Source organism: Antarctobacter heliothermus (assembly GCF_002237555.1).
Lineage (GTDB): Bacteria > Pseudomonadota > Alphaproteobacteria > Rhodobacterales > Rhodobacteraceae > Antarctobacter > Antarctobacter heliothermus_B.
Genome location: NZ_CP022540.1, coordinates 1,942,468 through 1,969,324, shown reverse-complemented (window position 1 = coordinate 1,969,324; position 26,857 = coordinate 1,942,468). Strand labels below are relative to the sequence as shown.

The 26,857-nt window shown below is 62.3% G+C and carries 25 protein-coding genes, 2 tRNA genes and 1 riboswitch; of the genes, 6 read left to right on the top strand and 21 right to left on the bottom strand.

Going from position 1 to position 26,857, the window contains the following annotated elements:
- Nucleotides 1–159 precede the first annotated feature (159 nt).
- Nucleotides 160–1,935: an SLC13 family permease gene (locus ANTHELSMS3_RS09315; protein WP_094034624.1), complete on the top strand. Its 1,776-nt coding sequence runs from the start codon at nt 160–162 to the stop codon at nt 1,933–1,935.
- A gap of 139 nt (nt 1,936–2,074) precedes the next feature.
- On the opposite strand, the gene ANTHELSMS3_RS09310 is transcribed toward ANTHELSMS3_RS09315, so the two are convergent.
- Nucleotides 2,075–2,151 (bottom strand) — tRNA-Arg (locus tag ANTHELSMS3_RS09310).
- A 262-nt stretch (nt 2,152–2,413) separates the two neighbouring features.
- On the opposite strand from ANTHELSMS3_RS09310, the gene ANTHELSMS3_RS09305 reads away from it, so the two are divergent.
- The gene (locus ANTHELSMS3_RS09305; RefSeq protein WP_302630586.1) at nt 2,414–3,373 is read left to right on the top strand and encodes a LacI family DNA-binding transcriptional regulator; all 960 of its coding nucleotides are present in this window, start codon (nt 2,414–2,416) and stop codon (nt 3,371–3,373) included.
- Between the two features lie 78 nt (nt 3,374–3,451).
- On the opposite strand, the gene ANTHELSMS3_RS09300 is transcribed toward ANTHELSMS3_RS09305, so the two are convergent.
- The 4 genes from ANTHELSMS3_RS09300 to trmB form a co-directional block, all read right to left on the bottom strand.
- Nucleotides 3,452–4,066, bottom strand: coding sequence for a (d)CMP kinase (locus ANTHELSMS3_RS09300; RefSeq protein WP_094034622.1), 615 nt, complete (start codon nt 4,064–4,066; stop codon nt 3,452–3,454).
- 66 nt (nt 4,067–4,132) lie between these two features.
- Nucleotides 4,133–4,642: a hypothetical protein gene (locus ANTHELSMS3_RS09295; protein ID WP_094034621.1), complete on the bottom strand. Its 510-nt coding sequence runs from the start codon at nt 4,640–4,642 to the stop codon at nt 4,133–4,135.
- On the bottom strand, nt 4,639–5,982 hold the full coding sequence (aroA, locus tag ANTHELSMS3_RS09290; RefSeq protein ID WP_094034620.1) for a 3-phosphoshikimate 1-carboxyvinyltransferase: 1,344 nt from the start codon (nt 5,980–5,982) through the stop codon (nt 4,639–4,641). The genes ANTHELSMS3_RS09295 and aroA overlap by 4 nt, the downstream gene beginning before the upstream one ends.
- Before the next feature lie 177 nt (nt 5,983–6,159).
- On the bottom strand, nt 6,160–6,873 hold the full coding sequence (gene trmB, locus ANTHELSMS3_RS09285; RefSeq protein WP_094037029.1) for a tRNA (guanine(46)-N(7))-methyltransferase TrmB: 714 nt from the start codon (nt 6,871–6,873) through the stop codon (nt 6,160–6,162).
- Nucleotides 6,874–7,234: 361 nt separating this feature from the next.
- Between trmB and ANTHELSMS3_RS09280 the strand changes: the two genes are divergently transcribed.
- Nucleotides 7,235–7,507 carry an SH3 domain-containing protein gene (locus ANTHELSMS3_RS09280; protein WP_094034619.1) on the top strand — a complete coding sequence of 91 codons (273 nt, stop codon included), beginning with the start codon at nt 7,235–7,237 and terminating at the stop codon, nt 7,505–7,507.
- Nucleotides 7,508–7,622: 115 nt separating this feature from the next.
- Here ANTHELSMS3_RS09280 and metK read toward each other — a convergent pair whose 3' ends face one another.
- The 8 genes from metK to miaB form a co-directional block, all read right to left on the bottom strand.
- Nucleotides 7,623–8,801, bottom strand: coding sequence for a methionine adenosyltransferase (gene metK, locus ANTHELSMS3_RS09275; RefSeq protein ID WP_094034618.1), 1,179 nt, complete (start codon nt 8,799–8,801; stop codon nt 7,623–7,625).
- A gap of 6 nt (nt 8,802–8,807) precedes the next feature.
- Nucleotides 8,808–8,854: riboswitch (SAM-SAH riboswitch) on the bottom strand.
- Between the two features lie 47 nt (nt 8,855–8,901).
- Nucleotides 8,902–10,452, bottom strand: coding sequence for an apolipoprotein N-acyltransferase (gene lnt, locus ANTHELSMS3_RS09270; RefSeq protein WP_094037028.1), 1,551 nt, complete (start codon nt 10,450–10,452; stop codon nt 8,902–8,904).
- Nucleotides 10,445–11,254, bottom strand: coding sequence for a hemolysin family protein (locus ANTHELSMS3_RS09265; RefSeq protein ID WP_439098672.1), 810 nt, complete (start codon nt 11,252–11,254; stop codon nt 10,445–10,447). The genes lnt and ANTHELSMS3_RS09265 overlap by 8 nt, the downstream gene beginning before the upstream one ends.
- A gap of 161 nt (nt 11,255–11,415) precedes the next feature.
- Complete coding sequence (gene ybeY / locus ANTHELSMS3_RS09260) at nt 11,416–11,949, bottom strand: rRNA maturation RNase YbeY (protein WP_094034616.1); 534 nt, start codon at nt 11,947–11,949, stop codon at nt 11,416–11,418.
- 72 nt (nt 11,950–12,021) lie between these two features.
- Complete coding sequence (locus ANTHELSMS3_RS09255; RefSeq protein ID WP_094034615.1) at nt 12,022–12,990, bottom strand: PhoH family protein; 969 nt, start codon at nt 12,988–12,990, stop codon at nt 12,022–12,024.
- A gap of 187 nt (nt 12,991–13,177) precedes the next feature.
- A complete protein-coding gene (locus tag ANTHELSMS3_RS09250; protein ID WP_094034614.1) occupies nt 13,178–13,486 on the bottom strand; it encodes a hypothetical protein in 309 nt (102 codons plus the stop codon).
- Between the two features lie 19 nt (nt 13,487–13,505).
- Entirely contained in the window at nt 13,506–14,105 is a 600-nt protein-coding gene (locus ANTHELSMS3_RS09245) for an OmpA family protein (protein ID WP_254694891.1), read from the bottom strand.
- Between the two features lie 218 nt (nt 14,106–14,323).
- Entirely contained in the window at nt 14,324–15,634 is a 1,311-nt protein-coding gene (gene miaB / locus ANTHELSMS3_RS09240; protein WP_094034613.1) for a tRNA (N6-isopentenyl adenosine(37)-C2)-methylthiotransferase MiaB, read from the bottom strand.
- 113 nt (nt 15,635–15,747) lie between these two features.
- Between miaB and ANTHELSMS3_RS09235 the strand changes: the two genes are divergently transcribed.
- The gene (locus ANTHELSMS3_RS09235) at nt 15,748–16,617 is read left to right on the top strand and encodes a hypothetical protein (protein ID WP_094034612.1); all 870 of its coding nucleotides are present in this window, start codon (nt 15,748–15,750) and stop codon (nt 16,615–16,617) included.
- Nucleotides 16,618–16,680: 63 nt separating this feature from the next.
- Here the strand turns inward: ANTHELSMS3_RS09235 and ANTHELSMS3_RS09230 are convergent, their stop codons facing one another.
- The 5 genes from ANTHELSMS3_RS09230 to fabA all read right to left on the bottom strand — a co-directional run bounded on the left by ANTHELSMS3_RS09230 (nt 16,681) and on the right by fabA (nt 21,387).
- Nucleotides 16,681–17,355, bottom strand: a complete 675-nt coding sequence (locus ANTHELSMS3_RS09230; RefSeq protein WP_094034611.1) for a flavodoxin reductase — start codon at nt 17,353–17,355, stop codon at nt 16,681–16,683.
- A gap of 62 nt (nt 17,356–17,417) precedes the next feature.
- The gene (locus tag ANTHELSMS3_RS09225; protein WP_094034610.1) at nt 17,418–17,744 is read right to left on the bottom strand and encodes a hypothetical protein; all 327 of its coding nucleotides are present in this window, start codon (nt 17,742–17,744) and stop codon (nt 17,418–17,420) included.
- Entirely contained in the window at nt 17,744–18,532 is a 789-nt protein-coding gene (locus ANTHELSMS3_RS09220) for an enoyl-ACP reductase FabI (RefSeq protein WP_094034609.1), read from the bottom strand. Before ANTHELSMS3_RS09220 ends, ANTHELSMS3_RS09225 begins: the two co-directional genes overlap by 1 nt.
- Before the next feature lie 19 nt (nt 18,533–18,551).
- Nucleotides 18,552–19,781: a beta-ketoacyl-ACP synthase I gene (fabB, locus tag ANTHELSMS3_RS09215; protein ID WP_094034608.1), complete on the bottom strand. Its 1,230-nt coding sequence runs from the start codon at nt 19,779–19,781 to the stop codon at nt 18,552–18,554.
- Between the two features lie 1,096 nt (nt 19,782–20,877).
- Nucleotides 20,878–21,387 carry a bifunctional 3-hydroxydecanoyl-ACP dehydratase/trans-2-decenoyl-ACP isomerase gene (fabA, locus tag ANTHELSMS3_RS09205; RefSeq protein ID WP_094034606.1) on the bottom strand — a complete coding sequence of 170 codons (510 nt, stop codon included), beginning with the start codon at nt 21,385–21,387 and terminating at the stop codon, nt 20,878–20,880.
- Between the two features lie 198 nt (nt 21,388–21,585).
- On the opposite strand from fabA, the gene irrA reads away from it, so the two are divergent.
- The gene (gene irrA, locus ANTHELSMS3_RS09200) at nt 21,586–22,008 is read left to right on the top strand and encodes an iron response transcriptional regulator IrrA (protein WP_094034605.1); all 423 of its coding nucleotides are present in this window, start codon (nt 21,586–21,588) and stop codon (nt 22,006–22,008) included.
- A 24-nt stretch (nt 22,009–22,032) separates the two neighbouring features.
- Here the strand turns inward: irrA and ANTHELSMS3_RS09195 are convergent.
- The 3 genes from ANTHELSMS3_RS09195 to ANTHELSMS3_RS09185 form a co-directional block, all read right to left on the bottom strand.
- Nucleotides 22,033–22,118 (bottom strand) — tRNA-Leu (locus ANTHELSMS3_RS09195).
- Nucleotides 22,119–22,178: 60 nt separating this feature from the next.
- A complete protein-coding gene (locus ANTHELSMS3_RS09190) occupies nt 22,179–22,691 on the bottom strand; it encodes a tetratricopeptide repeat protein (protein ID WP_254694921.1) in 513 nt (170 codons plus the stop codon).
- 51 nt (nt 22,692–22,742) lie between these two features.
- On the bottom strand, nt 22,743–23,219 hold the full coding sequence (locus ANTHELSMS3_RS09185; RefSeq protein ID WP_089276653.1) for an Lrp/AsnC family transcriptional regulator: 477 nt from the start codon (nt 23,217–23,219) through the stop codon (nt 22,743–22,745).
- Nucleotides 23,220–23,379: 160 nt separating this feature from the next.
- On the opposite strand from ANTHELSMS3_RS09185, the gene putA reads away from it, so the two are divergent.
- On the top strand, nt 23,380–26,811 hold the full coding sequence (putA, locus tag ANTHELSMS3_RS09180; RefSeq protein ID WP_094034604.1) for a bifunctional proline dehydrogenase/L-glutamate gamma-semialdehyde dehydrogenase PutA: 3,432 nt from the start codon (nt 23,380–23,382) through the stop codon (nt 26,809–26,811).
- Nucleotides 26,812–26,857: the final 46 nt, after the last annotated feature.

Here is a 26,857-nt window from a genome sequence, read left to right as displayed (position 1 = left end):
ACAGGACAGACCTTGATCACGGTGGATCGGGCCAGACCGGCAGCCGCGGCCGTGCGGCGATGCCTGAAACCGCGCGCTTGTATTTTGGGACATGGACATTCCTGATCTTCGCGTGACACTTGATGCCGACGCCCATTTCTTTGTGCTAGGTTCAGCCTCATGCCCAGTGATCAGACCCAGATTTTCATCCTTCTCGTATCCGTCGTCGTGCTGCTTGTCTGGGGCAAGTTTCGCTATGACCTTGTGGCATTCGGCGCTCTGATCGTCGCCGCATCGCTTGGGCTGATCCCGACCGAAGAGGTGTTTTCGGGCTTTGGCCATTCGGCTGTTGCGATCATTGCGCTTGTCCTGATTGTCAGCCGCGGCCTGTCCTCATCCGGCGCGGTGGAATTGGTTGCATCGAAACTTGTCGATCCCGAACGGCCCCTGCCCCTGCATATCGCCATCATCGCCGCGATGGGCGCGGGCCTGTCCGCAATCATCAACAATGTTGCCGCGCTGGCCCTTCTGATGCCGTTGGACATCGAGGCGGCGAACAAGGCAAAGCGCCCGCCAAGCCAAAGCCTGATGCCTCTGTCCTTTGCCACGATTCTCGGCGGGATGATCACGCTGATCGGAACACCGCCGAACATCGTGATTTCCGCCTATCGACACGACACCGTTGGCGCGCCCTTTGCGATGTTCGACTTTGCCCCTGTCGGTCTGGCAGTTGCCATTGTCGGGATCACCTTTGTGTCCGTCATCGGCTGGCGCCTGCTGCCATCACACGGGTCAATTGCAGAGTTTGAAAAAGACATCCGCCAAGGCCGCTATGTGGCTGAACTCCGGGTGGGTGAGCAATCCTCGACCGAAGACATCATCCTCCGGGATCTGTACCCCAATGCGGACGCTGCGGACGTCCACCTGCTGGGTCTTATTCGCAATGGCAAGCGGCGTCCGGGGCTGAGCATGCATGAAACATTGCGTGCGGGGGATTTCCTTGTTGTCGAAGGGGACCCCAAGGCAATCGAGTCTTTTACCGGGAAATCCGGGCTTGAATTTGCCGGCTCCGAAAAGCACGAAGGCGGCGTCACAGCCCCCGGTCTGGCGCTGGCCGAAGCCATCGTTCCCGATGGCGCGCGCATCGACGGCAGAACAGCGCGCGGCCTGCAATTGCTCAACCGCCATTCGGTAACGCTTCTTGGGATCTCTCGCGGAGGGCAGCGGTTTCGCGACCGTGTTCGACTGCTGACGATCCGGGCGGGCGATGTCCTGTTGCTGCTGGGCACGCCACAGCGGCTCTCGGCGGCAACCGATTGGCTGGGTGTCCTGCCCATCGAGGGTCGCCAAACAGAGGTCATCCAGCGAACCAAGGCCGGGCTGTCCATTGGCATCTTCTTCGCCGCAGTCGGTCTGGCTGTTGCGGGCCTCATGTCATTGACCGTTGCCTTGGGCGCCGCCGTGATCGCCTACGTTCTTTTGGGGCTAGTGAACGGACGAGAGGTGTACACCTCTATCGAGTGGAAGGTGATCGTACTCTTGGCCAGCCTTATTCCACTCGCCGAAGCGTTTGAGCGCACCGGCGGCGCAGAGCTTTTGGCCAACCAGATCACCAGCCTGACACAGGGCTTTCCGGCCTGGGTCACGCTGTCAGTGCTGATGGTTGTCACGATGACGATGTCGGACTTCCTGAACAATGTTGCGACAACCCTGATCGCCGCGCCGATTGCGCTGTCGATTGCCGCCGCGACCGGAACAAACGCGGATACCTACCTGATGGGGGTCGCCGTGGCGGCGTCCTGCGCATTCCTCACGCCGATCGGACACAAGAACAACACCATCATTCTGGGGCCGGGCGGATATCGCTTTTCAGACTACTGGCGTATGGGCCTGCCGCTGGAGGTACTGGTGCTTGCGGTGGCTGTTCCGATGCTCCTTGTCGTCTGGCCGCTGTAGGGCCGCATGCCTTTGACCGGAAACGGACAGACGTAGCGTCGGCTCATGGTGGGGCGGCATGAAAACCAGCCGAGGTCTCTTGCCTCGAACACTGAAATCCCACCATCATTCAACGTCACGGATACTAATCGACGGAAATTGGTGACCCCGGCAGGATTCGAACCTGCAACCTGCCCCTTAGGAGGGGGCTGCTCTATCCAGTTGAGCCACGAGGCCGTGCATTTGGTGGATACCCGCTCCTTTCGCTGCTGTCACCCTTGGATTGGCTACAGATGCAGCCCTGCGATGACACGGCACAAAGGTCTCCTGCGACACATGTTCCACCCAAACCGTCGTCGCTGTGCGCCCTGCGCCCCTTGCGCACCGCCGCGATTGCAGTAACGTATCGCTATCTCTCTAAAAGGAAATTCCCTTGGCCGCTGACGACACCCGCCCGCTCACCCTTCGCGATGTATCCGAGGCATCCGGCGTTTCGGAAATGACCGTCTCCCGCGTGCTGCGCAACCGAGGCGACGTGAGCCAGGCAACACGCGAAAAGGTATTGGAGGCGGCCAAGACGCTGGGCTATGTGCCCAACAAGATCGCCGGAGCGTTGGCCAGCCAGCGGGTCAATCTGGTCGCCGTCATCATTCCCAGCTTGCGCAACATGGTCTTCCCCGAGGTGCTTTCGGGGATCAGCGCTGTGCTGGAAGAAACAGAATTGCAGCCGGTCGTCGGCGTCACCGATTACATGCCGGAAAAGGAAGAGCGCGTTCTATACGAAATGCTGTCGTGGCGGCCGTCGGGCGTGATCATTGCCGGGCTGGAACACAGTGAGGCGGCGCGCGCCATGCTCAAGGCCGCCGGTATTCCGGTCGTCGAGATCATGGATACCGACGGCAAGCCGATCGACTGTGCCGTGGGCATCAGCCACCGCCGCGCCGGTCGCGAAATGGCCCGTGCGATCCTCAAACAAGGGTATCAGCGGATCGGTTTCATGGGCACCAAGATGCCGCTGGACCACCGCGCCCGCAAACGCTTTGAAGGGTTCACAGAGGCGCTGGCCAAGGACGGCATCGAGGTCGTTGACCAAGAGTTCTATTCCGGCGGCTCCGCGCTGCGCAAAGGGCGCGAAATGACCCGCGCCATGTTGGAACGGGAACCGGAGCTGGATTTCCTATACTATTCCAACGACATGATTGCCGCCGGTGGTCTGATGCACCTATTGGATGCTGGGATCGACATCCCCGGGCAGGTGGGACTGGCCGGGTTCAACGGGGTGGAACTGCTGGACGGATTGCCCCGCAATCTCGCCACGATGGATGCCTGCCGGACAGAGATCGGCCGCAAAGCGGCGCAGATTATCGCCGCACGCGTCGAAAACCCCAATACTCCGACAGAGTCCGTTATCGAACTGACGCCAAAAATCGACTACGGAGACACCCTGAAACGTCGGTAGGACGCGCATTCCAAACGGTCCCGCCCCAGGTCTCCTGCCTGACAGACACCTACCGCCAGAACCAAAACCGGCGCGGCCTCACCCCGACTTGCGTGCCGCGTCCACAATCGCCATCGCCTCGGCCACCGCGTCCTCGATGGCCATTTTCGAGGTGTCCAGCGTGGTCGCGTCCTCCGCCGCTTTCAGCGGCGCGTCGGCCCGGTTCATGTCGCGGGCATCGCGCACCAGTACATCGGCCAGCACCTCTTGCAACGTCACCTCATGCCCCGATGCCACCAATTCGCGCCAGCGTCGTTCGGCCCGCACCTCGGCGCTGGCAATGACAAACAGCTTGGCCTCTGCCTCGGGACAGATCACCGTGCCTATGTCACGCCCGTCCAGTACCGCGCCGCCGGAGCGCCGCGAAAAGGCGCGTTGTACATCCACCAGTGCCGCGCGTACGGCGGGCAGCGCCGCCACCTTGGACGCCGCCTGCGCCACATCAGGTCCACGCAACTCACGCGCGTCAAGGCCAGTGACATCCAGCGCTTGCGCCGCCTCGATCGGATCGATTCCATCCAGCATCTTGCGCCCGACCGCACGGTACAGCAGGCCGGTGTCCAGATGAGCAAACCCGTATCGCTCGGCCAACTGCCGCGCAATTGTGCCCTTGCCGCTGGCCGCTGGCCCGTCGATGGCGATGGTAAAGCTCATGTTTCGCTCCCTTTGGCCCGATCTACCGCAGTCGCCCCACGACAACAATCGCCGAACACCACCTGATCAGCCCGTCGTCCGCCCGCGGCCTTTTCGCCAGAGCCATGCGACAAAGCCCGCCAACAGCGCCGCCAAGGCAACCGTTGTGGCAGCGGACTTCACCAAGGTCCAGCGCGCCGCACGTTGCGCCGTCTGCGCGTCAAAACCGTCCAGCAACCGCGCCACGGCGGCGTTCTCGGCCAGATCCGCCGCCATGCCGACCACGGCCACCAATCCAATGGCCCAAACCACGGACCTTGGAAATAGTCGGGCCGCAGACGCACAGATCCAGACCGCCAGCAGGGGCGGATAGACTGTATCCAGTCGCAACTGCACGTCGGAGTATAAGGTACGGCCCGCCTCGGACAACGCGCTCAGCAACGCCGCAGCCTCCTCGGGCGTATAACCCCAGGGTCGCAGGTCAAAGGGCAGCAACCCACCCGCTGCCGCCGCGATTTTCGGCAAGGTCCACAGCACCATGACGAAATAAACCGACAGCGTAACCACCGTCAAAAGCAGATAGACCCTCCGGCTCATCCGCGCGTGACTTCGGCCCCAAGAGCGGCCATCAGGTTCTCAAAGATCGGGAAACTGGTCGCAATCGGCCCGCCATCATCTACGGACATCGGCTTGGTCGAGGCCATGCCCATCACCAGGAACGACATGGCGATCCGGTGGTCCAGATGGCTTTCAACGGTGACACCCCCCGGCACACGCCGGTGACCGCGTCCCTCAACCGTCCACCAATCCTCGCCCTCTTCGACGTGGACACCAGCGGCGCGCAGGCCCGTGGCCATGGCGTCGATCCGGTCGCTTTCCTTGACCCGCAGTTCCTTGACCCCCGGCATGTGGGTGCGTCCCTCTGCAAAGGCCGCGACAACGGACAAAACAGGGTATTCGTCGATCATGCTGGCCGCGCGCCCTGCGGGCACCTCGATGCCCTTGAGATCGGGGGAAAATCGCGCGCGCAGATCGGCAACAGGTTCCCCCCCCTCTTCGCGCATATTTTCAAACGTCAGGTCCGCCCCCATCTCTTGCAGGGTAAAGAACAGACCGGCCCGCGTCGGGTTCAACCCGATGTTCGGCACCAACACATCAGAGCCTTCGACAATCAGCGCCGCACAGACCGGAAACGCAGCAGAGGACGGATCGCGCGGCACGACGATGGTCTGCGGTTTCAACTCTGGCCGCCCTTGCAAGGTTATCACCCGGCCCTCATCGGTGACTTCGGTGGAAATGATCGCGCCAAAGCCCGCCAGCATCCGCTCCGAATGGTCGCGCGTCGCCTCACGCTCGATCACCACGGTCTCACCCGGCGCGTTCAACCCCGCCAGCAAGACGGCGGATTTCACCTGCGCCGAAGGGACCGGCACCTCATAGCGCACCGGCAACGGGTCCGCCGCACCGACGATGGTCATGGGCAACCGTCCGCCCGACCGGCCATAAGACCGCGTGCCGAACAGAGCCAGCGGATCGGTCACCCGCGCCATCGGCCGTTTGTTCAGACTGGCGTCGCCCGTGAACGTCGCCGTGATCGGAGAGGTCGCCATCGCGCCCATGATCAGCCGCACCCCGGTGCCGGAATTGCCGCAGTCGATCACATTGCCCGGCTCGCCAAAGCCGCCAACACCCACGCCATGCACATGCCAGGTTTCACCGATCTTCTCGATCTCGGCACCAAAGGCCTGCATCGCGCGCCCGGTGTCCAGCACATCCTGCCCTTCCAGAAGGCCGGTTACCTTAGTCTCTCCCACCGCCATCGCGCCAAGGATCAGCGACCGGTGCGAAATCGACTTGTCGCCGGGCACATGCGCCTCGCCCCTGAGCGGGCCAGCAGCGCGGGCAGTCATCGGGATCGGGGTGCCATGGGCAGACATCAGCGCTCTCCTCGCAAAATCATCGCCGCCTGATACCAAGCACCCGCGCAGAGGTCCATCACGGTCATGCACACAACCCCGGCTTCTTCTGTCCTGAAATATCTCGGGGGTGAGGCCTCAGACCGAGGGGGGGGTAATTCTGCAAGCAGGCCTCTGGCATGACGCCCGCCTGCCCGCCTACGTCCGCCGGAACGTCAGGTAATGCGGCACCCGACCTGCACGCAGCGCCTTCTGTTCGTAGCGGGTGGAATGCCAATCGGCCCATGGGTCGCGCCAATCTGCCGGACGCTCCGCCAACCACTCGAACCCCGCCTTGGGCACTTCGACCAGCGTCTGACGCACATAGTCCGGAATATCCGTCGCCACCCGAAACTCCGCCCCCGGTTTCAGTACCCGGTGCAGCGGTTCCAGATGTTCCGCCGTCACAAACCGGCGGCGGTGGTGTTTCTTCTTGGGCCACGGATCGGGGTACAGCAGAAACGCCTTCGACACCGACTGATCTGGCAGCACGTCAAACAGGTTGCGCACATCGCCCGGATAGACGCGCAAGTTCTGCACGCCCGCATCCCGGATCTTGCCCAGCAGCATCGCCACCACGTTGATAAAGGGCTCTGCCCCGATCAACCCGACGCCGGGGTTCTGAACCGCCTGATGGACCAGATGTTCGCCACCGCCAAATCCGATCTCCAGCCAGACCGGTGCATCGCCAAACACGCCGCGCAGGTCCAGCGGTGTCCGATCCGGGTTTTCTTCCCAGTCGACCGGGCCGGGCGACAGCTTGTCCAGATCCTCTTGCAGGTACTCTTCCTGCTTGGGCCGCAGGGTCTTGCCCCGGATACGGCCGTAAAAGTTCCGCCAAGGGGCATCGGGATGTTTGTTCGACGTGGTCATGGCGCGCGCCATAGCAAGAGGCAAGCAATTGCGCAATCGCACCGTTCACCGGCCCGGTGCGACGCGGCGTACCAGCACCGGAACACGCTACCGCCGCATGAAATGACAGGCCCCGACATTCGTGGTTGCACAGCCGGAAATCGGGTTCTGGACAAAGCAAAGTCAGCCTCATTTTTGCACCTTACCCGATGCATTTTTCGAATAAACCTCATATAACCAATTGGTTACATGGCACGGCCGAGATCGAGAGGCCCTGCTTTTCCGTCAGAAAAACGATGCGAAATCGCAATGACCGTCCTGCCGGCAGGCACCACCACTGTTTCTGCACATTGTCGCAGGCTTCAACGCCAATGGCCTCGCGATGGACCGGATTACCCCGACTGAGAATCTGATGCAGGTCGCCGCCGAATGGGAAACCGCCTGGATCAACGACCCTGACGGCTACACCAGTGTGCGCAGTGGTCCCGGCACGAACCACCCGGTCGTGTCGCGCACCTACGATGACGAAGAGTTTGAATTCTGCGTAACCAGCGGCTTTTGGTGGGAAGTGTTCTACGAGGGCGAACAAGAGTGCTGCGTCGACTACATGCACAAACCGCGCATCGTGCTCGAAGGGGACGGCGACCAAAACTAAGGCGCGCGTCGCTCCAAGATATTCGCAAAAACCAAGTTACCAAAAAGAGAAGGCTGGCCGGGCATCACGCCCCGCCAGCCTTTTTCATGCAACGTCACAGCGTCGTGGACCCGGTTCAGACCGCTTTTTTCAGCGCCTCGGCCAGATCGGTCCGCTCCCACGAGAAACCGCCATCCGCTTCGGGCGCGCGGCCAAAGTGGCCATAGGCCGCCGTGCGCTGATAGATCGGCTTGTTCAGTTCCAGATGGGTGCGGATGCCGCGCGGCGTCAGGTCGATGATCTTGGGGATCGCCAGTTCGATGTCGCGGGCTTCGACCTTGCCGGTCTGGTGGGTGTCGACATAGATCGACAGCGGCTTGGCCACGCCGATGGCGTAGGACAGCTGCACGGTGCAGCGATCCGCCATGCCTGCGGCCACCACGTTCTTGGCCAGATAGCGCGCCACATAGGCGGCTGAGCGGTCAACCTTGGTCGGATCTTTGCCAGAGAACGCGCCGCCGCCGTGCGGGGCTGCGCCGCCGTAGGTGTCGACGATGATCTTGCGACCGGTCAGGCCTGCGTCGCCGTCGGGTCCGCCGATGACAAACTTGCCGGTGGGGTTGACCCACCATTCGGTGTCGCCGGTGATCCAGCCATCGGGCAGCGTCTCACGGATGTAGGGCTCAACCATGGCACGCACGTCGGCGCTGGTCATGCTCTCGTCAAGGTGCTGGGTCGACAACACGATAGAGGTCACGCCAACCGGCTTGCCATCTTCGTATTTCACTGACAGCTGCGATTTGGCGTCCGGGCCCAACGTGGGTTCGGTGCCGTCCTTGCGGACTTCAGCCAGACGGCGCAGGATTGCATGGCTGTACTGGATCGGCGCGGGCATCAGCGCGTCGGTCTCATTAGTGGCGTAGCCGAACATGATACCTTGGTCGCCAGCACCCTCATCGCCCTGCTCACCGGTGACGCCCTGCGCGATATGCGCGGACTGCTCGTGCAGCAGGTTGGTGATCTCGCAGGTGGCGTGGTGGAACTTGTCCTGCTCGTAGCCGATGTCCTTGATGCAGGCCCGCGCAATATCGGGGATGCTGGCCATAAAGCCGGGCATTTTTTCCTGATCAGTCAGGCCGACCTCACCGCCGATGACAACGCGGTTGGTGGTGGCAAATGTTTCGCAAGCAACCCGCGCCAGCGGATCTTCGGACAGAAAGGCATCAAGAATAGCGTCTGAAATCCGATCACAAACCTTGTCCGGATGGCCTTCCGAGACGGACTCGGAGGTGAAGATATAGTTATTTCGCGACATGAAGGATGCTCCAATGATGACACCGCCACGCCAGGAAGCCGTTGTGACGGGATGCTTGATATAAGTATCCAAACGCGGGTACGCGGCACGACAGACAGCGTCAATCGGATTCTGTGCGACCTATGCGCCGGGCTGCGCCCCAGACCAATACAATGGCGAAAAATAGCGCAAGTCCGACGGGCAGATCTCCGGATCGGCTGTACAGGGTATGCCGCAACGGCGGCGGCAATGGCGCGTCCAGATAGCCCGCAACACCCAGCGGCAGCGCGTCCAGCACCCGCCCCGCCCCGTCAATCACCGCCGACACGCCGGTGTTGGCGCTGCGCAGCATGGGCAGCCCCTGCTCAATCGCGCGGATGCGGGCCTGCGCCAGATGCTGATAGGGACCGGACCATGTGCCGAACCACGCATCATTGGTGATCTGGATCAGCATGTCGGGGCGCAGCGGCGCGCCGTTGACGTCCTGCGGAAACACCGCCTCGTAGCAGATCAGCGGCAGCGCGGCCCCCAGCGGCCCAAGATCGACCACCTGCGGCCCCGGCCCGCCGCTATAGCCCCCCTCGGCGCGGGCGGCGAGCCCGGCAATGTTCCAGCGCGCAAAGACCGCCGCCGCGGGCATGTATTCGCCAAATGGCACCAGATGGTGCTTGTCATACAGCGCGTTGACTCCCCCCTCTGGTGCAAGCACCAGCATCGAATTGTAGTATCCGGCCTGATCGGCGCGCTGCACACCCAGCACCACCTGCGCGTCTCCTGCCGCCTGCGTGATCTGGTCAAGCACCGGCCCCGCCCGGTGCAACAGATTGGGCACGCTGGTCTCTGGCCAGATGATGAGATCAGGTGACAGCCTACCCGGCTCCGGTGCCGTGGCGGTGTAGAGCAACTTGCGCTCCATAAAGACCGGGATCATGTCCGGGTCCCATTTTTCGTGCTGCGCGGCGTTGGGCTGCACCAACCGCACCACCGGACGCCCGTCCAGATCCTGCGCCCCCGGTGTCAACACCATGCCACCACCGAACATAAGGCCAAACAGAACCACGCCTGCCACAGCGGTCCTGAAACGCGCGGGACCGGGCCGCAGAGCGCTGGCCAGCAACGCCGCCACCGCCAACGTCGCCACCGTCAACCCATGCGGCCCAAACACCGACACCCACTGAATGACCGGGACCGGCAGCCAGAAATACGACACCAAGGCCCACGGAAACCCGGTGAACACATAGGCCCGCGCCAGCTCCACCGCGCTCCACGTCAGCACAAGCGTCAGCGCCGGATACCGCGCCCGACCCGCAAACCAGAACGCCAGCCCCCAGAACAGCGCCAGCCCTCCGGCCAACCCGATCAGCGCAAAGGGAGCCATCCAGCCGGTTGTGGCGGCATCCACCAGAAACGGCTCAATGATCCAACTCATGGAAAAGCCGAAATAGCCGAGCCCTACGGCCCAGCCCGTGCCCGCCGACGGCGTGCCGCGTGCGGTCACAAGAAACAGCCAGATCGCCGCGACATAGCCGGGGAAGGCGAGATACCACAGGTCGTACGGCGGTTGCCCAAGCCCGATGATCACCCCCACGGCCACCGCCATCGGCAGACGCGCCCAACCCGGCAACCGCCCCCCGGTCGCGGACAGGCGATCAGCCGCCGGGCTGTCAGGCATGGCCGGCATCGACCTTGGACGGCGCGGCCGATTGCGTCGAAGCCGGGGCCGCTGCCGCAGCAGTCGCGCTTTCGGGGCGCGCAGCACCGGCGGGGCGCACCCGCAGCCGCTTGATCCGGCGCGGATCGGCGTCCACCACTTCAAAATCCAGCCCAACGGGATGCGGCACCACTTCGCCACGCGCGGGCACCCGACCGGCCAGCATAAACACCAGCCCCCCCAGCGTATCGATCTCTTCCTCGTCGATGGTGTCGTGTTCGGTCAGCATCAGACCCAGTTCGGACTCGAAGTCGGTCAGCGGCGTCTTGGCCTGCACCAGATAGCAACCGCTCTTTTCGCGGGTCCAGTACTGATCCTCTTCGGTGTCGTGCTCATCCTCGATCTCACCGATGACCTGTTCGATCAGATCCTCGATCGTGACCAGCCCGTCAACGCCGCCATATTCGTCGATCACCAACGCCATGTGCCGACGCTCTGTCTGCATCTTGGTCAGCAGCACGCCAATCGGCATCGAGGGCGGCACAAACAGCAGCGGTCGCAGCAGACGCTTCAGATTGAACCGCTCGCCGGTGCCGTTGAACCCATGCTCCAACGCGAAATCCTTGAGGTGGGCCATGCCAACCGGCGTGTCCAGCGTGCCGTCGTAGACCGGCAACCGGGTCATTCCGCTGTCGCGGAACACCGATACCAGATCATCCTTGGAGATCGTATTGGGGACCGCGACAATATCGGCCTTGGGGATGGCGACGTCCTCGACCCGCATCCGACGCAGGTTGATCATGCCGTGGACGGGCCGCGCCATTGACGGTGTCGCTTGTGGCGAAGCATCCTTGCCCTGCGCCCGCGCTCCGCCCATCCGTCCGAAGATGCTTTGCCAGAACCCGGGCCGTGACCCGCTTCCGTTCATTTGTCCCGATCCAAGCGCGCGTTGCGCTGCCTTAGACGAGTCTTCGCTATCGCCCATCAATCCGTTCCATCATGCCCCAAAGGGGCGCCATCCACTCTATATGGGTCCGGCAGACCCAGGTTGCCAAGTATTTCAACCTCAATCCGTTCCATTAGCGTGGCGTCTAGGTCACGCATATGGTCATAGCCAAGGACATGTAACACCCCATGAACAATCAGATGTGTGACATGTTGCGCCATCGGGATGCCCCGATCGGCGGCTTCTTGCGCACAGGTCTCATAGGCTAGGGCAATGTCGCCCAGATGATGTGGGTCATCGTCTTCTGGCTCGGGTAGGAATGGCGCGCCGCCATCGGCCTCTGGGGCCAGATCCTCAGACGGCCAACTCAGCACGTTGGTCGCCTGCGGCTTGTCGCGGAAATCACTGTTCAGCGCAGCGATGCGGGTGTCCGAGCAGCCCAGCACGGCAATTTCATAGTCGCCCGGCACCAGCCCCAGATGCAACAGTGCCGCTTCGGCGCCCGTCTCGGCCAGCCGGTCCAGACCCACGCCCTGCCAGCGGTCATCCTCGAATATCGTGTCGGTCAGCATCTGTGATTGTGCCGGGGACATTGCCCCCGGCCCCCTTGGCGCATTGGATACCGCAGAGCCGGCCGCATCGGCCTAGCCCGGCGTGTCCGCCTCATAGGCTTCGATGATCGCCGCGACAAGCGGATGGCGCACCACATCCTTGGCGGTGAAATAGTTGAATGAGATGCCGGGCACATGCCCCAACAGCCGCTCCGCATCCGCCAGGCCGGACGGCACACCGCGTGGTAGGTCGATCTGCGTGCGGTCGCCGGTGATCACCATGCGGCTGCCCTCACCCAACCGGGTCAGGAACATCTTCATCTGCATGGTGGTGGCGTTCTGCGCCTCATCCAGCACCACAAAGGCGTTGGACAACGTGCGCCCCCGCATAAAGGCCAGCGGTGCAATCTCGACCGATTTTTCTTCGCGCATCTTGGCCAGTTGCTTGCCCGGCAGGAAATCGTTCAACGCATCCATCAAGGGCTGCATGTAGGGGTCGACCTTTTCCTCTTGCGTGCCGGGGAGAAAGCCCAGCCGCTCGCCCGCTTCGACGGCCGGACGGCACAGAATGATCTTGTCCACCTCGCCGGTGATCAGCATGTGAACCCCGACCGCCACGGCCAGATAGGTCTTGCCGGTGCCCGCCGGGCCAATGCCAAAGGCCATCTCATTGGCAAACAACGCTTGCACATAGGCCTTTTGCGCGTCAGTGCGCGGCTCAATCAGCTTTTTGCGAGTCTTGATCTCAACCGGGCCGCCGGTGAACATTTCCAGTTGTTCGTCCGGTTCTTCGTCTTCCATGCGCAGGGCACGGTCGATGTCTCCGCGCGCAACCTCTCGGCCCTGTTCGAGCCGCTCATACAGCCCGCGCAGCACGTCCGCCACCGCAGGCACCGAGTCCTCGGGGCCATGCACCGCCAACTGGTTGCCACGGCGCAGAATCTGCACCCCAGTGCGGGCCTCTATGTCTGTCAGGTTGCGGTCGAACTCTCCACAGAGGTCGATCAGCAATCGGTTGTCGGGGAATTCTAGGATGGCTTCGGTCAAAATGCCCGCTGTCAAACCCGTCTCCTGTGCAGGGCGATCCGATTCCGGACGCGTGTTTCTGCTAGATATGGTGCATTGGCAGGCCGCAAGGCGCAAGTCTCTGCGACGCATGAAGGGCAATTGTCATGCGAACGCCACAAAAACAGACCGCGCGGCAGATGCCGCGCGGTCCAATATCCAGAAAATGCCCGTTGTCAGGGTGTCAGAGAGGGTCGCCGATAATCGAGGTCGAGCCGCCCTTGAAATCACCAGTGGCGATGGTCGGCGGGGCGACGCCCGAGCAAACCGGCTTGCCGTATTTGTCGAGACGGGCCGACAGATAGCCCTCGACGCCATCGTCGATGATCCAATGGTCACAGCCGTTCGGATCGACCCAGATGCCGGCCTTCATGCCGGTCAGGTCGTCACGGTCGATGGACTGGCGGTCCCGGCTCTTGTCGGGGCCGACCGGATCGCAGGCCGCAACAGCAGCGACAGCGGCAACCAGCAGAAGCGGTTTAACGAAGTTCATTGTCATGATCCCTTCTGGATTACCGGAAGCAGAGGATTTCGACACGGCGGTTCTTGGCCATGCCCGTTGCAGTCTTGTTCGTCGCGACCGGCATCCGTTCGCCATAGCCGCGCACATCGGTGATGTTTGCCCCGACAGAGCGGGCCACCCTGGCCACGGCCAGCGCACGGTTATAGCTCAACTTGATGTTGTAATCATCTGATGCGCGGCTGTCGGTGTGACCGGCGATGACATAGCCGACGGCGTTTGCCGACTTGAAAAAATCGGCAATGCGCGCCTGACCGTGTTTAGAGATGCGGTGGCTGTCGGTGGCAAAAAACTGATCGGTGTTCATGACACCGCAGGTGTTGCTGCGATGGCAAACCGGGATGCCTTTGCGGTCAGTGTGCGGGCTCATGTAGCCCTCAACCCCGTCGTCCATCACCCAGTGCTCACAGCCATCCGGGTCCACCCAGATGCCCGGAATATACTGCTCACCCTTGATGGTGCGGGTGTTTTGCGTCGAGATGAACGGTGTGTTCTGGTCAGCGTCCCCGGCGACTGCCGGCGCAACGGCCGACAGACCAGCGAGGGCCGCAAGCGCCATCGCGCCGATGGCCTTGGAAATGCGATAAGCCACAGCCTGGTCCCTTGATTTTAAGTTTCCCCAAATGCGGGCACCACATGGCAGCGGGCGCACGCATATTTACTATAATCAACACATTAGCAAAACTCCCCCGGCTGTGAAGAGAAAAGCTATGTGTACTGTCCCAAAATCGGAAACAGTTCCCGAAAACGCTTTGTTTTGCTGTGGATAATCTGAACCCTTTTTTTGAAACAAGGGGTTCATGGGGGCAGTTAGCGCGGCGCAACAACCCCCTTCAGAGAGTTGGGGCCACTGGAAACGATTCGGATTCGCGCGATATCACCCGGTGAAAAAGCGTCGGATTCGACGTGAACCGCGTGCAGATATTCAGATTTTCCGACCATCTGGCCGGGCATCCGGCCCGGCTTTTCGAACATAACGTGCACGTCCCGGCCCACCATCGCATCCTGCAAACGGCGCTGCTGGGTCGTCAACAACGCCTGCAACCGTTGCAGGCGATCGTCCTTTTCGTCCTCGGGAACCTGTGGGCGCTCTGCCGCCGGGGTGCCGGGCCGTTCGGAATATTTGAACGAAAACGCCGAGCCATATTCCACCGCCGCAATCAGATCCATCGTGGCCTGAAAATCCTCTTCGGTCTCTTCGGGAAAGCCGACGATGAAATCGCCCGACAGGTGCAGATCGGGCCGCGTTGCGCGCAGCCGTTCGATCAACCGCAAATAGTCCTCGGCCGTGTGGCTCCGGTTCATCCGTTTCAGGATCTTGTCCGACCCCGCCTGCACAGGCAGATGCAGATAAGGCATCAGCTTGTCACAGTCGCCATGCGCCGCGATCAGCGCATCATCCATGTCGTTCGGGTGCGAGGTGGTGAACCGGATACGCGCCAGCCCGTCAATCTCGGCCAAGGCGCGGATCAGACCCGCCAATCCGCCCTCATGGCCGTGGTAGGCATTCACGTTCTGGCCCAAAAGGGTGATTTCACGCACGCCGCGCTCTACCAGATCACGCGCCTCTGTCAGCACCCGGTCCGCCGGGCGCGACACCTCTGCCCCCCGCGTATAGGGCACCACGCAAAAGGCGCAGAACTTGTCACAGCCCTCCTGCACGGTCAAAAACGCCGTCGGCCCGCGCTTGGCCTTGGGCCGCGCCTTGAGGTGGTCGAACTTGTCCTCTTCCGGGAAATCCGTGTCCAGCGCCTTGGCGCCGTTATGGGTACGCGACAACAGATCCGGCAACCGGTGATAGCTTTGCGGGCCGACCACCAGATCCACCATCGGTTGACGGCGCATGATCTCTGCGCCCTCAGCCTGCGCCACACATCCCGCCACGCCGATCTTCAGATCCGGCTTGTTTGCCTTCAGCCCCTTGTAGCGGCCCAGTTCCGAATAAACCTTTTCCGCCGCCTTTTCCCGGATGTGACAGGTGTTCAGCAGGATCATATCCGCATCTTCGGGGCGCGCGGTCGTCTCATAACCCTCGCCGCCCATGGCCTCGGCCATGCGCTCGCTGTCATAGACGTTCATCTGGCAGCCGTAGGTCTTGATATACAGTTTCTTCGGGGCCATAGCGCGCGCTCCTGTCTCGGATTTAAGGGCTGGCGATACCGCAGAATCCCCCCCGCTTGCAATGCACGAGATTTTCACCGACCTTGCGGTAAAAGCCCCACCAGAGGCCGAGCATGTTCTACAAGACCCTAAATCACTTCCTGTCCCAAGGTGCCGACGCGCTGCGCCGTGGCCCCATTGCGCTGATCTTTGCCGAGGACGCGGTAGAACTGGACACCACCCTGCGCCACCACCGCCACTGCGGATTCCGGTCTGTCGTGCTGTTTGGCGCGGCCGACCTGACCTTGCCCGCCGATCTAACGGACAAGGTGCATCACGTTGCCCATGACATGCGCGCCGACGCCGCCCTGACACGGGCCGTCAATGGCGTGATCGCCAAGGCCACCGGCCAGTGGGTCTATTATTGCTATAACGCCGAATATCTCTTTTTTCCCTTTTCAGAGAGCCGGACAATCGGCGAAATGCTGGCCTATCACGCAGAGGAACGGCGCGATGCCATGTTGACCTATGTGGTCGACCTCTACGCCGGGGATCTCAGGAAATGCCGTGATGCGGTGTCGCTGGACGACGCATGGCTGGACCGGTCCGGCTATTACGCACTGGCCCGCCCGGACCCGCAGAACCACAATCACCCCAAGGAACGGCAGCTGAATTTCTTCGGCGGGCTGCGCTGGCGGTATGAGGAACACGTCCCTGAAACCCGGCGCAAGATTGACCGCATCGCCATTTTCCGTGCCAAACCGGGGCTGCAACTGCGCGACGATCACACGTTCTCCGATGAGGAATACAACACCTACGCCTGCCCGTGGCACAACAATCTGACCGCCGCGATTGCCAGCTTTCGCACCGCCAAGGCGCTCAAACGCAACCCCGGCTCCACCTTCGACATCAAAAGCTTTCGCTGGCACAACTCCACGCCGTTTGAATGGCACTCGCGCCAGTTGCTCGACCTTGGCCTGATGGAGCCGGGACAGTGGTTCTAAGCGGGATGTGAGAAGACCGGGACATGATGCCCCGGCCCATCACCATCAAACGTGCCCGCAAGGTCAGCCGAAATCCTCAACCACAATCTGGTCCTGCTCAACGCCCAGCCTGGCCAGTTCCTCGGGCATCGCCTCGACCATCGCATCGGGACCGCAGATATAGCAGATGTCCTTTTGGGGATCGACAAACCCGGACAGCATGTCAGCGTCGATCAGACCGCGCGCCAGCGGGCTGCCTTTTTCCTCTGTCACCGTCCAGTGACAGCGCAGCCCCTCCATCGCCTCAAAGGTGTTGCGCATGACGATGTCGCGCTCACACTGGTTTGAGAACAGCAGCGTGTTGCCCTCCAGCGTGCCGTTTTCCTCCAGCTTTTTGCGCAGGATCGCGATAAAGGGCGTCACGCCTGCGCCCCCGGCAATAAAGACCCCATCGCCCTTGTCCTCGATAGCGCCCCACGGGTCGCCAATCAGGGCAGTGTCGCCCGGTTCCATCTTGCCGATCTGGTCCGTCACGCCGTTGTGGTCAGGGTACGACTTGATGACAAATTCCAGTCGGTCCTCATCAGGCAGACAGGTAAAGGAGAAAGGCCGCTGTTCCTCGCGCCATCCGTCGCGGTCCAGCGCGAAATCTGTCGCCTGCCCCGGCGTGTAGGCATAGTCCTCCGGCTTATCAAAGGTCAGCCGGTGCACGTTATGGGTCAGCGTGTCGATGCTTTGCAGGGTGATCTTGTGGGTCATGAGAACCTCCAGTCGTTTGGAGGATCAACGCCCGGTGCAGACCTCGGTTCCCGTGACAGGATTTACAGTGCAGCCCCGTAGGTGCAGATCGCGCCGTGCCCGTCGGTCGCGCGCAGCAGGCGACCGCCCCGGAACACCGCATGGACATAGCGCGGCGTCGCGGCATCGCCGTAGGCGTAGCTGACGCAGGATTCGTCCCAATTGGCCGGGTTGCGCTCATAGCCCGCGTCCAGGCCAAAGACCGCGTCGGCCTGCGCCTGTGTCATGCCCGCCGACAGCTTGCGCGCCTCCGCGCCCTGCCCGCCGCCAGCGCCGCCCGAAGCCGGGGTCGCGCCGTCCATGCAGCCCCCCAGCGCCAATGCCGCCCCCAGAACCCAGACCAGACGCATCACAAGTTCTCCAGTTGCGGCATCCCCACAACGTGATAGCCACCGTCCACCATGATCACCTCACCCGTGGTGCAACTGCCCGCATCCGAGAGCAGCCAGACCGCCGTGCCGCCCACCGCCTCCAGCGTGGCGTTCGCCCGCAAAGGCGCATTCTGGCCGGTGTGCTTGTAGGTCCGCCGCGCGCCGCCGATGGCCGCCCCCGCCAGCGTTTTCATCGGTCCGGGGCTGAGCGCGTTCACGCGGATGCCATCCGGGCCCAGATCATTGGCCAGATAACGTGTCGTCGCCTCGAGCGCCGCCTTGGCCACGCCCATGACGTTGTAGTTCGGCACCACCCGCTGGCTGCCCAGATAGGTCAGCGTCAAAAGCGTGCCACCGTCCGTCATCAGCGGATGCACCCGCCGGGCCACCTCGATGAACGAATACACCGAAATATCCAGCGAGTTCTTAAAGTTCGCCCGCGACGTGTTCAGAAACCGCCCCGTCAGCTCATTCTTGTCCGAATAGGCAATCGCATGGACAAGGAAATCCACGCTGTCCCACCGCTGACCCAACTCATCAAACGCCGCGTCCAGCGACGCATCATCCGTCACATCCACGTCGACCATGAAATCCGACCCGACGCTGGCCGCCAAAGGCTCCAGCCGCTTGCCGAACGCCTCTCCCTGATAGGTAAAGGCCAGTTCCGCGCCCGCCTCATGGCAGGCTTTGGCGATGCCCCATGCGATCGACCGCTCGTTCGCAACACCCATGACAAGCCCGCGCTTGCCTTTCAGACTCAACGTCATGTCACTTCTTCCGCGCTATTCAGTCGTGAAACTTCGACAACACCATAGACCCGTTGGTGCCACCAAAGCCAAAGGAATTGGTCATGACCGAATCCAGACCCGCGTTCTCGACCAACTCAGTCGCGATCTCGGCAGGCTTCAACGCCGGGTCCAGCGTCTGCACATTGATCGAGGGGATGATGAAATCGTGCTTCAACGCCAGCAGGCAATAGATCGCCTCCTGCGCGCCGGTCGCGCCCTGGCTGTGGCCGGTCATGGATTTGGTCGACGACACCGGCGGGGTGGTTCCCTCACCGAACACGCGCCGCACCGCCTCGATCTCCCCCACGTCGCCCACGGGAGTCGAGGTGCCATGCGCGTTGATATAGCTAACCTTGCGCCCCTCGGGCAGCGTCGACAGCGCGATCCGCATCGCCCGCTCACCGCCTTCGCCCGATGGCGCCACCATGTCCGCCCCGTCCGAGGTCGCACCATAGCCGGTCACTTCGGCGTAGATCTTGGCCCCGCGCGCGCGGGCGTGCTCCAACTCTTCCAGCACCAGCATGCCGCCGCCAGCCCCGATCACAAATCCGTCGCGATCTTTGTCAAAGGCGCGGCTCGCCTGCTCTGGCGTGTCATTGTATTTCGAAGACATCGCGCCCATCGCGTCAAACAGGCACGACAGGGTCCAGTCCAACTCCTCGCCGCCGCCCGCGAACATCACGTCCTGCTTGCCCATCATGATCTGCTCTGCCGCGTTGCCGATGCAATGCAAAGAGGTCGAACAGGCCGAGGTGATCGAATAGTTGATGCCCTTGATCTTATACGCAGTCGACAGGTTCGCGCTCACGGTCGAGCACATGCACTTGGGCACTGCAAAGGGGCCGACCCGCTTGGTCGCACCCGTCTTCAGCACCGTTTGATGCGCAGTCAACATGGCACTGGTCGACGGACCGCCCGATCCGGCCACAAGGCCGGTGCGTGGGTTCACAACGTCGGACTCTTCCAGCCCCGCATCCGCGATGGCTTGGCCCATGGCGATATAGGCATAGGCCGCCCCCGGCCCCATGAAACGCAGCGTCCGCTTGTCGATATGCTCGGCCACATCCAGATTGATGGCCCCCGCGATCTGACTGCGAAAGCCGTGTTCCTGCATCTGCGCATTGGCGGTGATGCCGGACCTGCCTGCCTTGAGCGAGGCCAGAACCTCCTCCGCAGAATTCCCGATACTCGAAACGATCCCAAGCCCTGTAACGACGACGCGGCGCATGGAGCCTCCTCATGATGTGTCCCGAACTTAGTAGGGTAAGGCGGGGGGGAGGTGCAAGGAGGGGGTTGGGGGGCATGCTGCCCCTTTTCTATCCTGAACTTCGGTCAACATCGGACAACCGGGATGGAACAGCTATTGATGAAGATGGGTAAAGGGCAGCGGCGGCTGATGCTTGAGGCAGTGGAATGGTGCCTTTGTGACCCGCGAAAGAAATCATCGCTCCGATTGAATCGGATATCATTGCATCAAGAGTCTGCACGTAACTTGGGTCACTGAAATCCAACTCATTTAAACGCTCACTCGCTGGAACAAAAGTTCCGCCCGCAAATCTAATTCAACCCAAACATGAACACCCAGCAGATGGCGAGTAAAAACAACATAATACAGAAAAACTAAAGAAACGCAAACACCGTTCCAAAGAACCAATTCAGAAAGTTCGCCAGCCGCTCCACGTCAATCCCATCCATAGTGAGATACTAGGAAATGTACTACGGAGGCAGCCGGCAACTTCTGAATGAAGTTTGCAATGTTACTCATATCAAAAACATTCCATCCCGGTTGCCCCTCTACCCATCTAGAACCTCCAGAAATAAAAGGTAAAAAACCGACATGAGAAAAGTTGGCAAGGCAATCACTGAAACCGCAGCTGCCATCAACCACTGCCTGACCTTTAATTGCCGTGAAAACCTGAGTTCCCGCCCCAACAAGCGCACCGCGTTGTATTCGCGCCACGCATCTTGGAATCCCAAGGCACCCAAGTCCATTTATCGCCCTTCAAAAAATTAAATTTTCGGCACGGTAGCCCGGCGCTTAGCACGCCGTAGGGTGCGTGCTCGCACGCACCGCTCACCAATCCGCCGACACTGCGCGTCCCCCGCACGCGCCCTGCGCGACACCGTAGGCCGGGCTTCAGCCCGGCACCGCCGTCGCAACGCCCAAAGACGCCCAAAACCCCACTCGAACGGAGTACATCGAGTCCCCAAAACCCCAACAAAAAACGGGCCCCCAAAAGAGGCCCGTTCGTAAACAATCGGTAAAACCGTCTCTGCAAGTCATTGAAGACGCTACGTCACCTTGCGCGCCACGCGTGGACAGGTCAGTTCTCGCTGAGCGCGACCTTCATGTCCTTGACCTCATAGATGACCTCTCCATCGGCCTCCACGATCCCGTCCGCGACCCCCATGGTCAGCCGCCGGGTCTGGATCGCCTTGGTGAAGTCCACCTTATAAGTCAGCATCTTCCGGTCGGGCCGGACCATTCCCTTCAGCTTGACCTCGCCCACGCCCAGCGCATAGCCCCGCCCCTGCCAGCCGCGCCAGCCCAGATTAAAGCCCGTCAGCTGCCACAAACCGTCCAGACCCAGACAGCCCGGCATGATCGGATTGCCCGGAAAATGACAGTCAAAGAACCACAGGTCCGGCGTGATATCGAACTCGGCCAGCACATGCCCCTTGCCATGCAGGCCCGCATCGCCCGAAATCTCGGTGATCCGGTCCATCATCAACATCGGCGGCTCGGGCAGCTGGGCATTGCCCGGCCCGAACAGCTCACCGCGTGCGCATTTCAGAAGGTCGTCCTTGCCAAAGCTGGTGGGATAGTCGGCCATTAGACGGGCCCCTTTTGCTGTCTCATATTCAAACCTTGCCCCGTTTAGCACCCGCCCGACACACCACGCAAGGGCGCCAGACCGGGCAAACCAAGGCGCTGGCCGCCTAACGACGCTGTCCAGATCAGCGAAACCGTTTGAAATTTGCCCCATGGGCGCTTTATATACAGGGTGAGCAGGGATCAGGTGACACACACGATGTCCGAGGCAATGGAACGCGGAAAAGACTGGTTGGGACGCAGCGATCTGCGCCCCACACGTCAGCGTGTCGCCTTGGCCGCCCTGCTGGTCGGCGACGGCAAGAACCGCCACGTCACCGCCGAAAGCCTCTTTGCCTCCGCCAAAGACAGCGGGGAACAGGTATCGCTAGCGACCGTCTATAACACGCTCAAGGCGTTCTGTGAGGCGGGCCTGATGCAAGAGGTGACGGTGGACGGCTCGCGCAGTTATTTTGACACCAACACCCACGACCACCCGCATTTCTTCTGGGAGGATCAGGGCGCGCTGACCGACGCCCCGGCCGAACAGTTGCAGATCACCCGCCTGCCCGAAGCGCCCGAAGGGTCCGAGATCGCCTCTGTCGAGGTGGTGATCCGCCTGCGTCGCAAGACAACCGGCTGATCGCCCTCCATTTCCCTGAAAACCTGGTACCCGCGGCCGGACTCGAACCGGCACGGCATTAAAGCCTGGGGATTTTAAGTCCCCTGTGTCTACCATTCCACCACGCGGGCCAGTGGCGCGAACATAGCCATTGCGCGTGCCGTGTAAACCACGGCAAGCAAAAGAAGGCGTCAGAGATCATCCCCAACGGGCGACTTCAACAGTGCCCGCTCCGGTAACCACGGGTTCACAGCCAAAGCCGCGCGCAAGGCGACTTGTGCCGCGTCGTCACGGCCCAGCGCAATCAGCGTCACCGCTCGACCAGACAGGGCCCCCACATGGCGTGGGTTCAGCTCTAACGCGCGTTCCAGATCCGGCAATGCGGCCTCAAAATCCTCACGCAGAAAATTGACAAAGGCCCGCTGATTGTACCCTTCGGCGTAAAACGGGCAGTAGCCGATCAGCGCATCCAATCGCTCCAGCGCGAAAACAAAATCGAACCGCGCGCGCATCGCCTCATCCAGCATCGACTGGCTGGCCTCATCCGGTGCATTGTCCCAATAACCCCACATTTCGTTGGTGATCAGCCGGGCTGTCATCTCATCTGGGGCGGTCAGCAAGGCCTGATAGAGCGGGTCCATTTCGGCGCGATGATCCGGAGCGGTGGGACAGCCATCCGCCAGAACCGGCGGCGCAAACAACATCAGGAACAATATGTGTTTCATACCCAAAGGGTGACACGGCGTGCCGTTTGGTCAAGTCACATCCGCGATAACGTCTTCCTTGACCGCCTCCATCGCCACAAAGGTTGATGTCGACGATACCCCCGGCAGGGTCGAGACCTTTTCGGCCAGCACTTGGCGGTAACTGGGCATGTCCTGCGTGCGCACCTTGAGCAGGTAGTCAAAATTGCCCGCGATCAGATGCGCCTGTTCGATTTCCGGAATGGCCGCGACGGCGGCATTGAAGCGGGCCAATGTCGCCTCTCGCGTGTCCACCATGCGGACCTCGACAAAGGCAACGTGATCCAGGCCCAGCCGGATCGGGTCCAGCACCGCCCGATATCCCCGGATGAACCCCGTCTCCTCCAACCGGCGTAGTCGCGTCTGGGTCGGGGACTTTGACAAACCGATGCGGCGCGCCAGTTCCGTCACCGAAACCCGTGCCTCTACCGCCAGCTCGGCCAGAATCGCCCGGTCAAAGCGATCAAGACTCGATTCTTCCGTTTGCATTGCAAATACCCCGAAAACTCGGCCAAATGGACAAGCACTTCGCCCATCTTCGGGCAAATCGCCCGTATTTTCGCGGTTAGTCTACACCAATCGGTGAGGCATGCGAAGACACGCACTGCCCTTACATCCAACAATGCCTCAAATCGCGAAAGCCATAAATATGTCCAAGGACCAGATGACCGACCTGCGCGCGCGCATCGACGCGCTGACCTATGCGGATGAGGGCGAAACCCTCGCCCGTTTGCGCACTGAGGCCGATCTTGACGCCGCCGCCCGCGGCCAGATCACGACCCGCGCGGCGCAGTTGGTCCGTGACATTCGTGGCAGCACCCGCCCCGGTTTGATGGAGGTCTTCCTTGCCGAATACGGCCTGTCAACCGAAGAGGGTGTCGCGCTCATGTGTCTGGCAGAGGCGCTGTTGCGGGTGCCGGATGCCGCCACCATCGACGCGCTGATCGAGGACAAGATCGCGCCGTCCGACTGGTCCAAACACCTTGGCCATTCCACCTCACCGCTGGTCAACGCCTCGACATGGGCGCTGATGCTGACAGGCAAGGTTCTGGAAGATACCAAGCCGGGGCCCGTCGGCCACTTGCGCGGGGCCATCAAACGTCTCGGAGAGCCGGTGATCCGCACCGCCGTGGGCCGCGCCATGCGCGAGATGGGGGCCCAGTTTGTCCTTGGCGAGAGCATCGGTGCCGCAATGAAACGCGGCTCAGCGATGGAGGCGAAAGGCTACAGCTATTCCTACGACATGCTGGGTGAGGCCGCCCGGACAGAGGCCGACGCCCGGCGCTATTTCGATGCCTATGCCCGCGCGATCACCGCCATTGCCACTGCCGCCAAGTCGGATGCGACACGCGACAATCCCGGCATCTCAGTCAAGCTGTCCGCCCTGCACCCACGCTATGACGAACTGCAGGCCGACACCGCGCGTGAAGCCCTTGTTCCCCGCCTGCGCGCCCTGTGCCTGCAAGCCAAACAGGCCCGCATCGGCCTGAACGTCGACGCTGAAGAGGCCGACCGCCTTTCGCTGTCGCTCGACGTGATAGAGGACGTTCTGTCCGATCCGGCACTGGCAGGCTGGGAGGGTTTTGGAGTGGTTGTCCAAGCCTACGGTCAGCGCGCGGGCGCTGTCATCGACTACCTGTACGCGCTTGCCGAACAGCATGACCGCCGGATCATGTTCCGCCTCGTGAAAGGTGCCTACTGGGACACCGAGATCAAGCGCGCGCAGGTCGCAGGGCTTCCGGGGTTCCCGGTATTCACCTCGAAATCCAACACCGACGTCTCCTACATCGCCAACGCGCGCAAGCTGTTGTCCAAGACGGACCGCATCTATCCGCAGTTCGCCACCCACAACGCCCACACCGTCGCCGCCATCCTGCACATGGCAGACGACCTAAAGGCCTTTGAATTCCAGCGCCTTCACGGCATGGGGGAAACCCTGCACCGGCTGGTCAAGGAGCAAAACGGCACCCGTTGCCGCATCTATGCGCCGGTCGGCGCGCACCGTGATCTGCTGGCCTACCTCGTGCGCCGCCTGCTGGAAAACGGGGCCAACTCCAGCTTTGTGAACCAGATCGTCGATGAGGATGCCGCGCCTGAAACCGTCGCCGCCGATCCGTTCAACGCAACGCCCGCTCAATCCCTGACCACCGGCCCGGACCTGTTCCAGCCAGAGCGCCCCAATTCGCAGGGCCTCGACCTGCGCCACCGTCCGACCATCACCGCGCTTGATAAGGCGCGCGGCGCGTTCCGCGACACCAGTTGGAGCGCCGCGCCAATGGTCGGCACCGACCTCACCGCAGGCCAGACCGAGGGGGTCTTCAACCCCGCCGATCCCTCCGACAAGGTTGGTGAGGTCACATGGGCCACCGCCGATCTGGCCCGCGCCGCCGCCGAGGCCGCCCACCCTTGGGATGTCTCTCCAGCAGAACGCGCGCGCATCCTGAACGCCGCCGCCGATCTGTATGAGGCGCATCAGGCAGAAATCTTTGCCATCTTGCACCGCGAGGCGGGCAAGAACATGCTCGACGCCGTGGCCGAACTGCGCGAGGCAGTGGATTTCCTGCGCTACTACGCAGCGCGCGGACAAGACGGCACGGACACGCCGCTGGGCACAATGGTCTGCATCTCACCGTGGAACTTCCCGCTGGCGATCTTCACCGGACAGATTTCCGCAGCCCTTGCCGCAGGCAACGCAGTGCTGGCCAAACCCGCCGAACAGACTCCGCTGATCTCTGCCCTTGCCTGCCGCCTGCTGGCGCAGGCAGGCGTGCCGTCCACCGCGCTGCAACTGCTGCCCGGTGCCGGAGACGTGGGTGCGGCGCTGACCTCTGCCCCGCAGGTCGATGGCGTCGCCTTCACCGGCTCGACCGAGACCGCGCAACTGATCCACCGCAGCATGGCGGCAAACCTCGCCCCCGGCGCGCCGCTGATCGCGGAGACCGGCGGGTTGAACGCCATGATCGTCGACAGCACCGCCCTGCCGGAACAGGCTGTACAGGCAATCATCGAATCTGCCTTTCAGTCCGCCGGGCAGCGCTGTTCGGCGCTGCGGTGCCTCTATGTGCAGGAGGACGTGGCCGAGGGGTTCCTTGAGATGCTCAAAGGCGCGATGCAGACGCTGGTCGTGGGCAACCCGTGGGACGCCGCCACCGATGTCGGCCCAGTCATCGACCTTGAGGCGCAGAACGGCATCCTCGACCATGTCACCCAAGCCTCACGCGAGGGGCGCGTCCTGCAACAGGTCGCCGTGCCCGCCACTGGCCACTTTGTGCCCCCGACCCTGATCCGCGTGAACGGTATCGCCGATATGGAGCGGGAAATCTTTGGCCCCGTGCTACACGTCGCCACCTTCAAGGCGCGCGAGTTGGACAAGGTCATCGACGCGATCAACGCCACCGGCTACGGGCTGACCTTTGGTCTGATGACCCGGATCGACGACCGGGTGCAGCACGTCACCACGCGCGTCGCGGCGGGCAACATCTACGTCAACCGTAACCAGATCGGCGCGATCGTGGGCAGCCAGCCCTTTGGCGGCGAGGGCCTGTCCGGCACCGGCCCCAAAGCGGGCGGGCCGCTCTACCTTGAACGCTTCCGCGCGCACCCCGCGCAGCGCAGCGATGCGGCCTCCAAGGGCAGACACAATACCGCTGCCGTCATGGCGCGGCTGGCAGAGGCCAAATCTGCCCCCGCGCCCAGCCGCACCGACCTGCCCGGACCAACAGGTGAATCGAACGTGCTGCACAGCCATGCCCGCCCCCCGGTGCTGTGCCTTGGCCCCGGTCTGGAACGGGCCTTGGCGCAGGTCGAGACGGTGACAAAACTTGGCGGCGTTGCAGTCATCGCCGAATGCGCCACAGTCGATGCCCTGAAAGAGGCGACAGGGTTCTCCGGCGCAATCTGGTGGGGCGACGATGCCTCGGCCCGTGCCTACCGTCAGGCGCTTGCCGCGCGCCCCGGACCAATCCTGCCGCTGATCACGGGCCTGCCGGATCAGAGCCACGTCCGCGCGGAACGCCATGTTTGCGTCGACACCACCGCAGCAGGGGGCAACGCCGCGCTTCTGGCCGGTCAGGACGGTTAAGCGCCACGGTCGAACACCACTGGCGCAAGGCCCGCTCAGGGTCTTG

Bases quoted from the DNA above. Each gene is read 5' to 3' on its own strand.
- ybeY (WP_094034616.1), bottom strand. From the start codon at position 11,949: ATGCTGACCGACACGATATTCGAGGATGACCGCTGGCAGGGCGTGGGT.
- ANTHELSMS3_RS09280 (WP_094034619.1), top strand. From the start codon at position 7,235: ATGGACCGGATTACCCCGACTGAGAATCTGATGCAGGTCGCCGCCGAA.
- ANTHELSMS3_RS09185 (WP_089276653.1), bottom strand. From the start codon at position 23,219: ATGCAAACGGAAGAATCGAGTCTTGATCGCTTTGACCGGGCGATTCTG.
- ANTHELSMS3_RS09265 (WP_439098672.1), bottom strand. From the start codon at position 11,254: ATGGCGCGGCCCGTCCACGGCATGATCAACCTGCGTCGGATGCGGGTC.
- aroA (WP_094034620.1), bottom strand. From the start codon at position 5,982: ATGTCTGCCCATGGCACCCCGATCCCGATGACTGCCCGCGCTGCTGGC.
- ANTHELSMS3_RS09250 (WP_094034614.1), bottom strand. From the start codon at position 13,486: ATGAACTTCGTTAAACCGCTTCTGCTGGTTGCCGCTGTCGCTGCTGTT.
- ANTHELSMS3_RS09235 (WP_094034612.1), top strand. From the start codon at position 15,748: ATGTTCTACAAGACCCTAAATCACTTCCTGTCCCAAGGTGCCGACGCG.
- lnt (WP_094037028.1), bottom strand. From the start codon at position 10,452: ATGCCTGACAGCCCGGCGGCTGATCGCCTGTCCGCGACCGGGGGGCGG.
- ANTHELSMS3_RS09295 (WP_094034621.1), bottom strand. From the start codon at position 4,642: ATGAGCCGGAGGGTCTATCTGCTTTTGACGGTGGTTACGCTGTCGGTT.
- fabA (WP_094034606.1), bottom strand. From the start codon at position 21,387: ATGGCCGACTATCCCACCAGCTTTGGCAAGGACGACCTTCTGAAATGC.
- ANTHELSMS3_RS09300 (WP_094034622.1), bottom strand. From the start codon at position 4,066: ATGAGCTTTACCATCGCCATCGACGGGCCAGCGGCCAGCGGCAAGGGC.
- metK (WP_094034618.1), bottom strand. From the start codon at position 8,801: ATGTCGCGAAATAACTATATCTTCACCTCCGAGTCCGTCTCGGAAGGC.
- fabB (WP_094034608.1), bottom strand. From the start codon at position 19,781: ATGCGCCGCGTCGTCGTTACAGGGCTTGGGATCGTTTCGAGTATCGGG.
- ANTHELSMS3_RS09220 (WP_094034609.1), bottom strand. From the start codon at position 18,532: ATGACGTTGAGTCTGAAAGGCAAGCGCGGGCTTGTCATGGGTGTTGCG.
- ANTHELSMS3_RS09315 (WP_094034624.1), top strand. From the start codon at position 160: ATGCCCAGTGATCAGACCCAGATTTTCATCCTTCTCGTATCCGTCGTC.
- putA (WP_094034604.1), top strand. From the start codon at position 23,380: ATGTCCAAGGACCAGATGACCGACCTGCGCGCGCGCATCGACGCGCTG.
- irrA (WP_094034605.1), top strand. From the start codon at position 21,586: ATGTCCGAGGCAATGGAACGCGGAAAAGACTGGTTGGGACGCAGCGAT.
- ANTHELSMS3_RS09230 (WP_094034611.1), bottom strand. From the start codon at position 17,355: ATGACCCACAAGATCACCCTGCAAAGCATCGACACGCTGACCCATAAC.
- ANTHELSMS3_RS09305 (WP_302630586.1), top strand. From the start codon at position 2,414: ATGACCGTCTCCCGCGTGCTGCGCAACCGAGGCGACGTGAGCCAGGCA.
- ANTHELSMS3_RS09225 (WP_094034610.1), bottom strand. From the start codon at position 17,744: ATGCGTCTGGTCTGGGTTCTGGGGGCGGCATTGGCGCTGGGGGGCTGC.
- ANTHELSMS3_RS09190 (WP_254694921.1), bottom strand. From the start codon at position 22,691: ATGTTGTTTGCGCCGCCGGTTCTGGCGGATGGCTGTCCCACCGCTCCG.
- miaB (WP_094034613.1), bottom strand. From the start codon at position 15,634: ATGGCCCCGAAGAAACTGTATATCAAGACCTACGGCTGCCAGATGAAC.
- trmB (WP_094037029.1), bottom strand. From the start codon at position 6,873: ATGACCACGTCGAACAAACATCCCGATGCCCCTTGGCGGAACTTTTAC.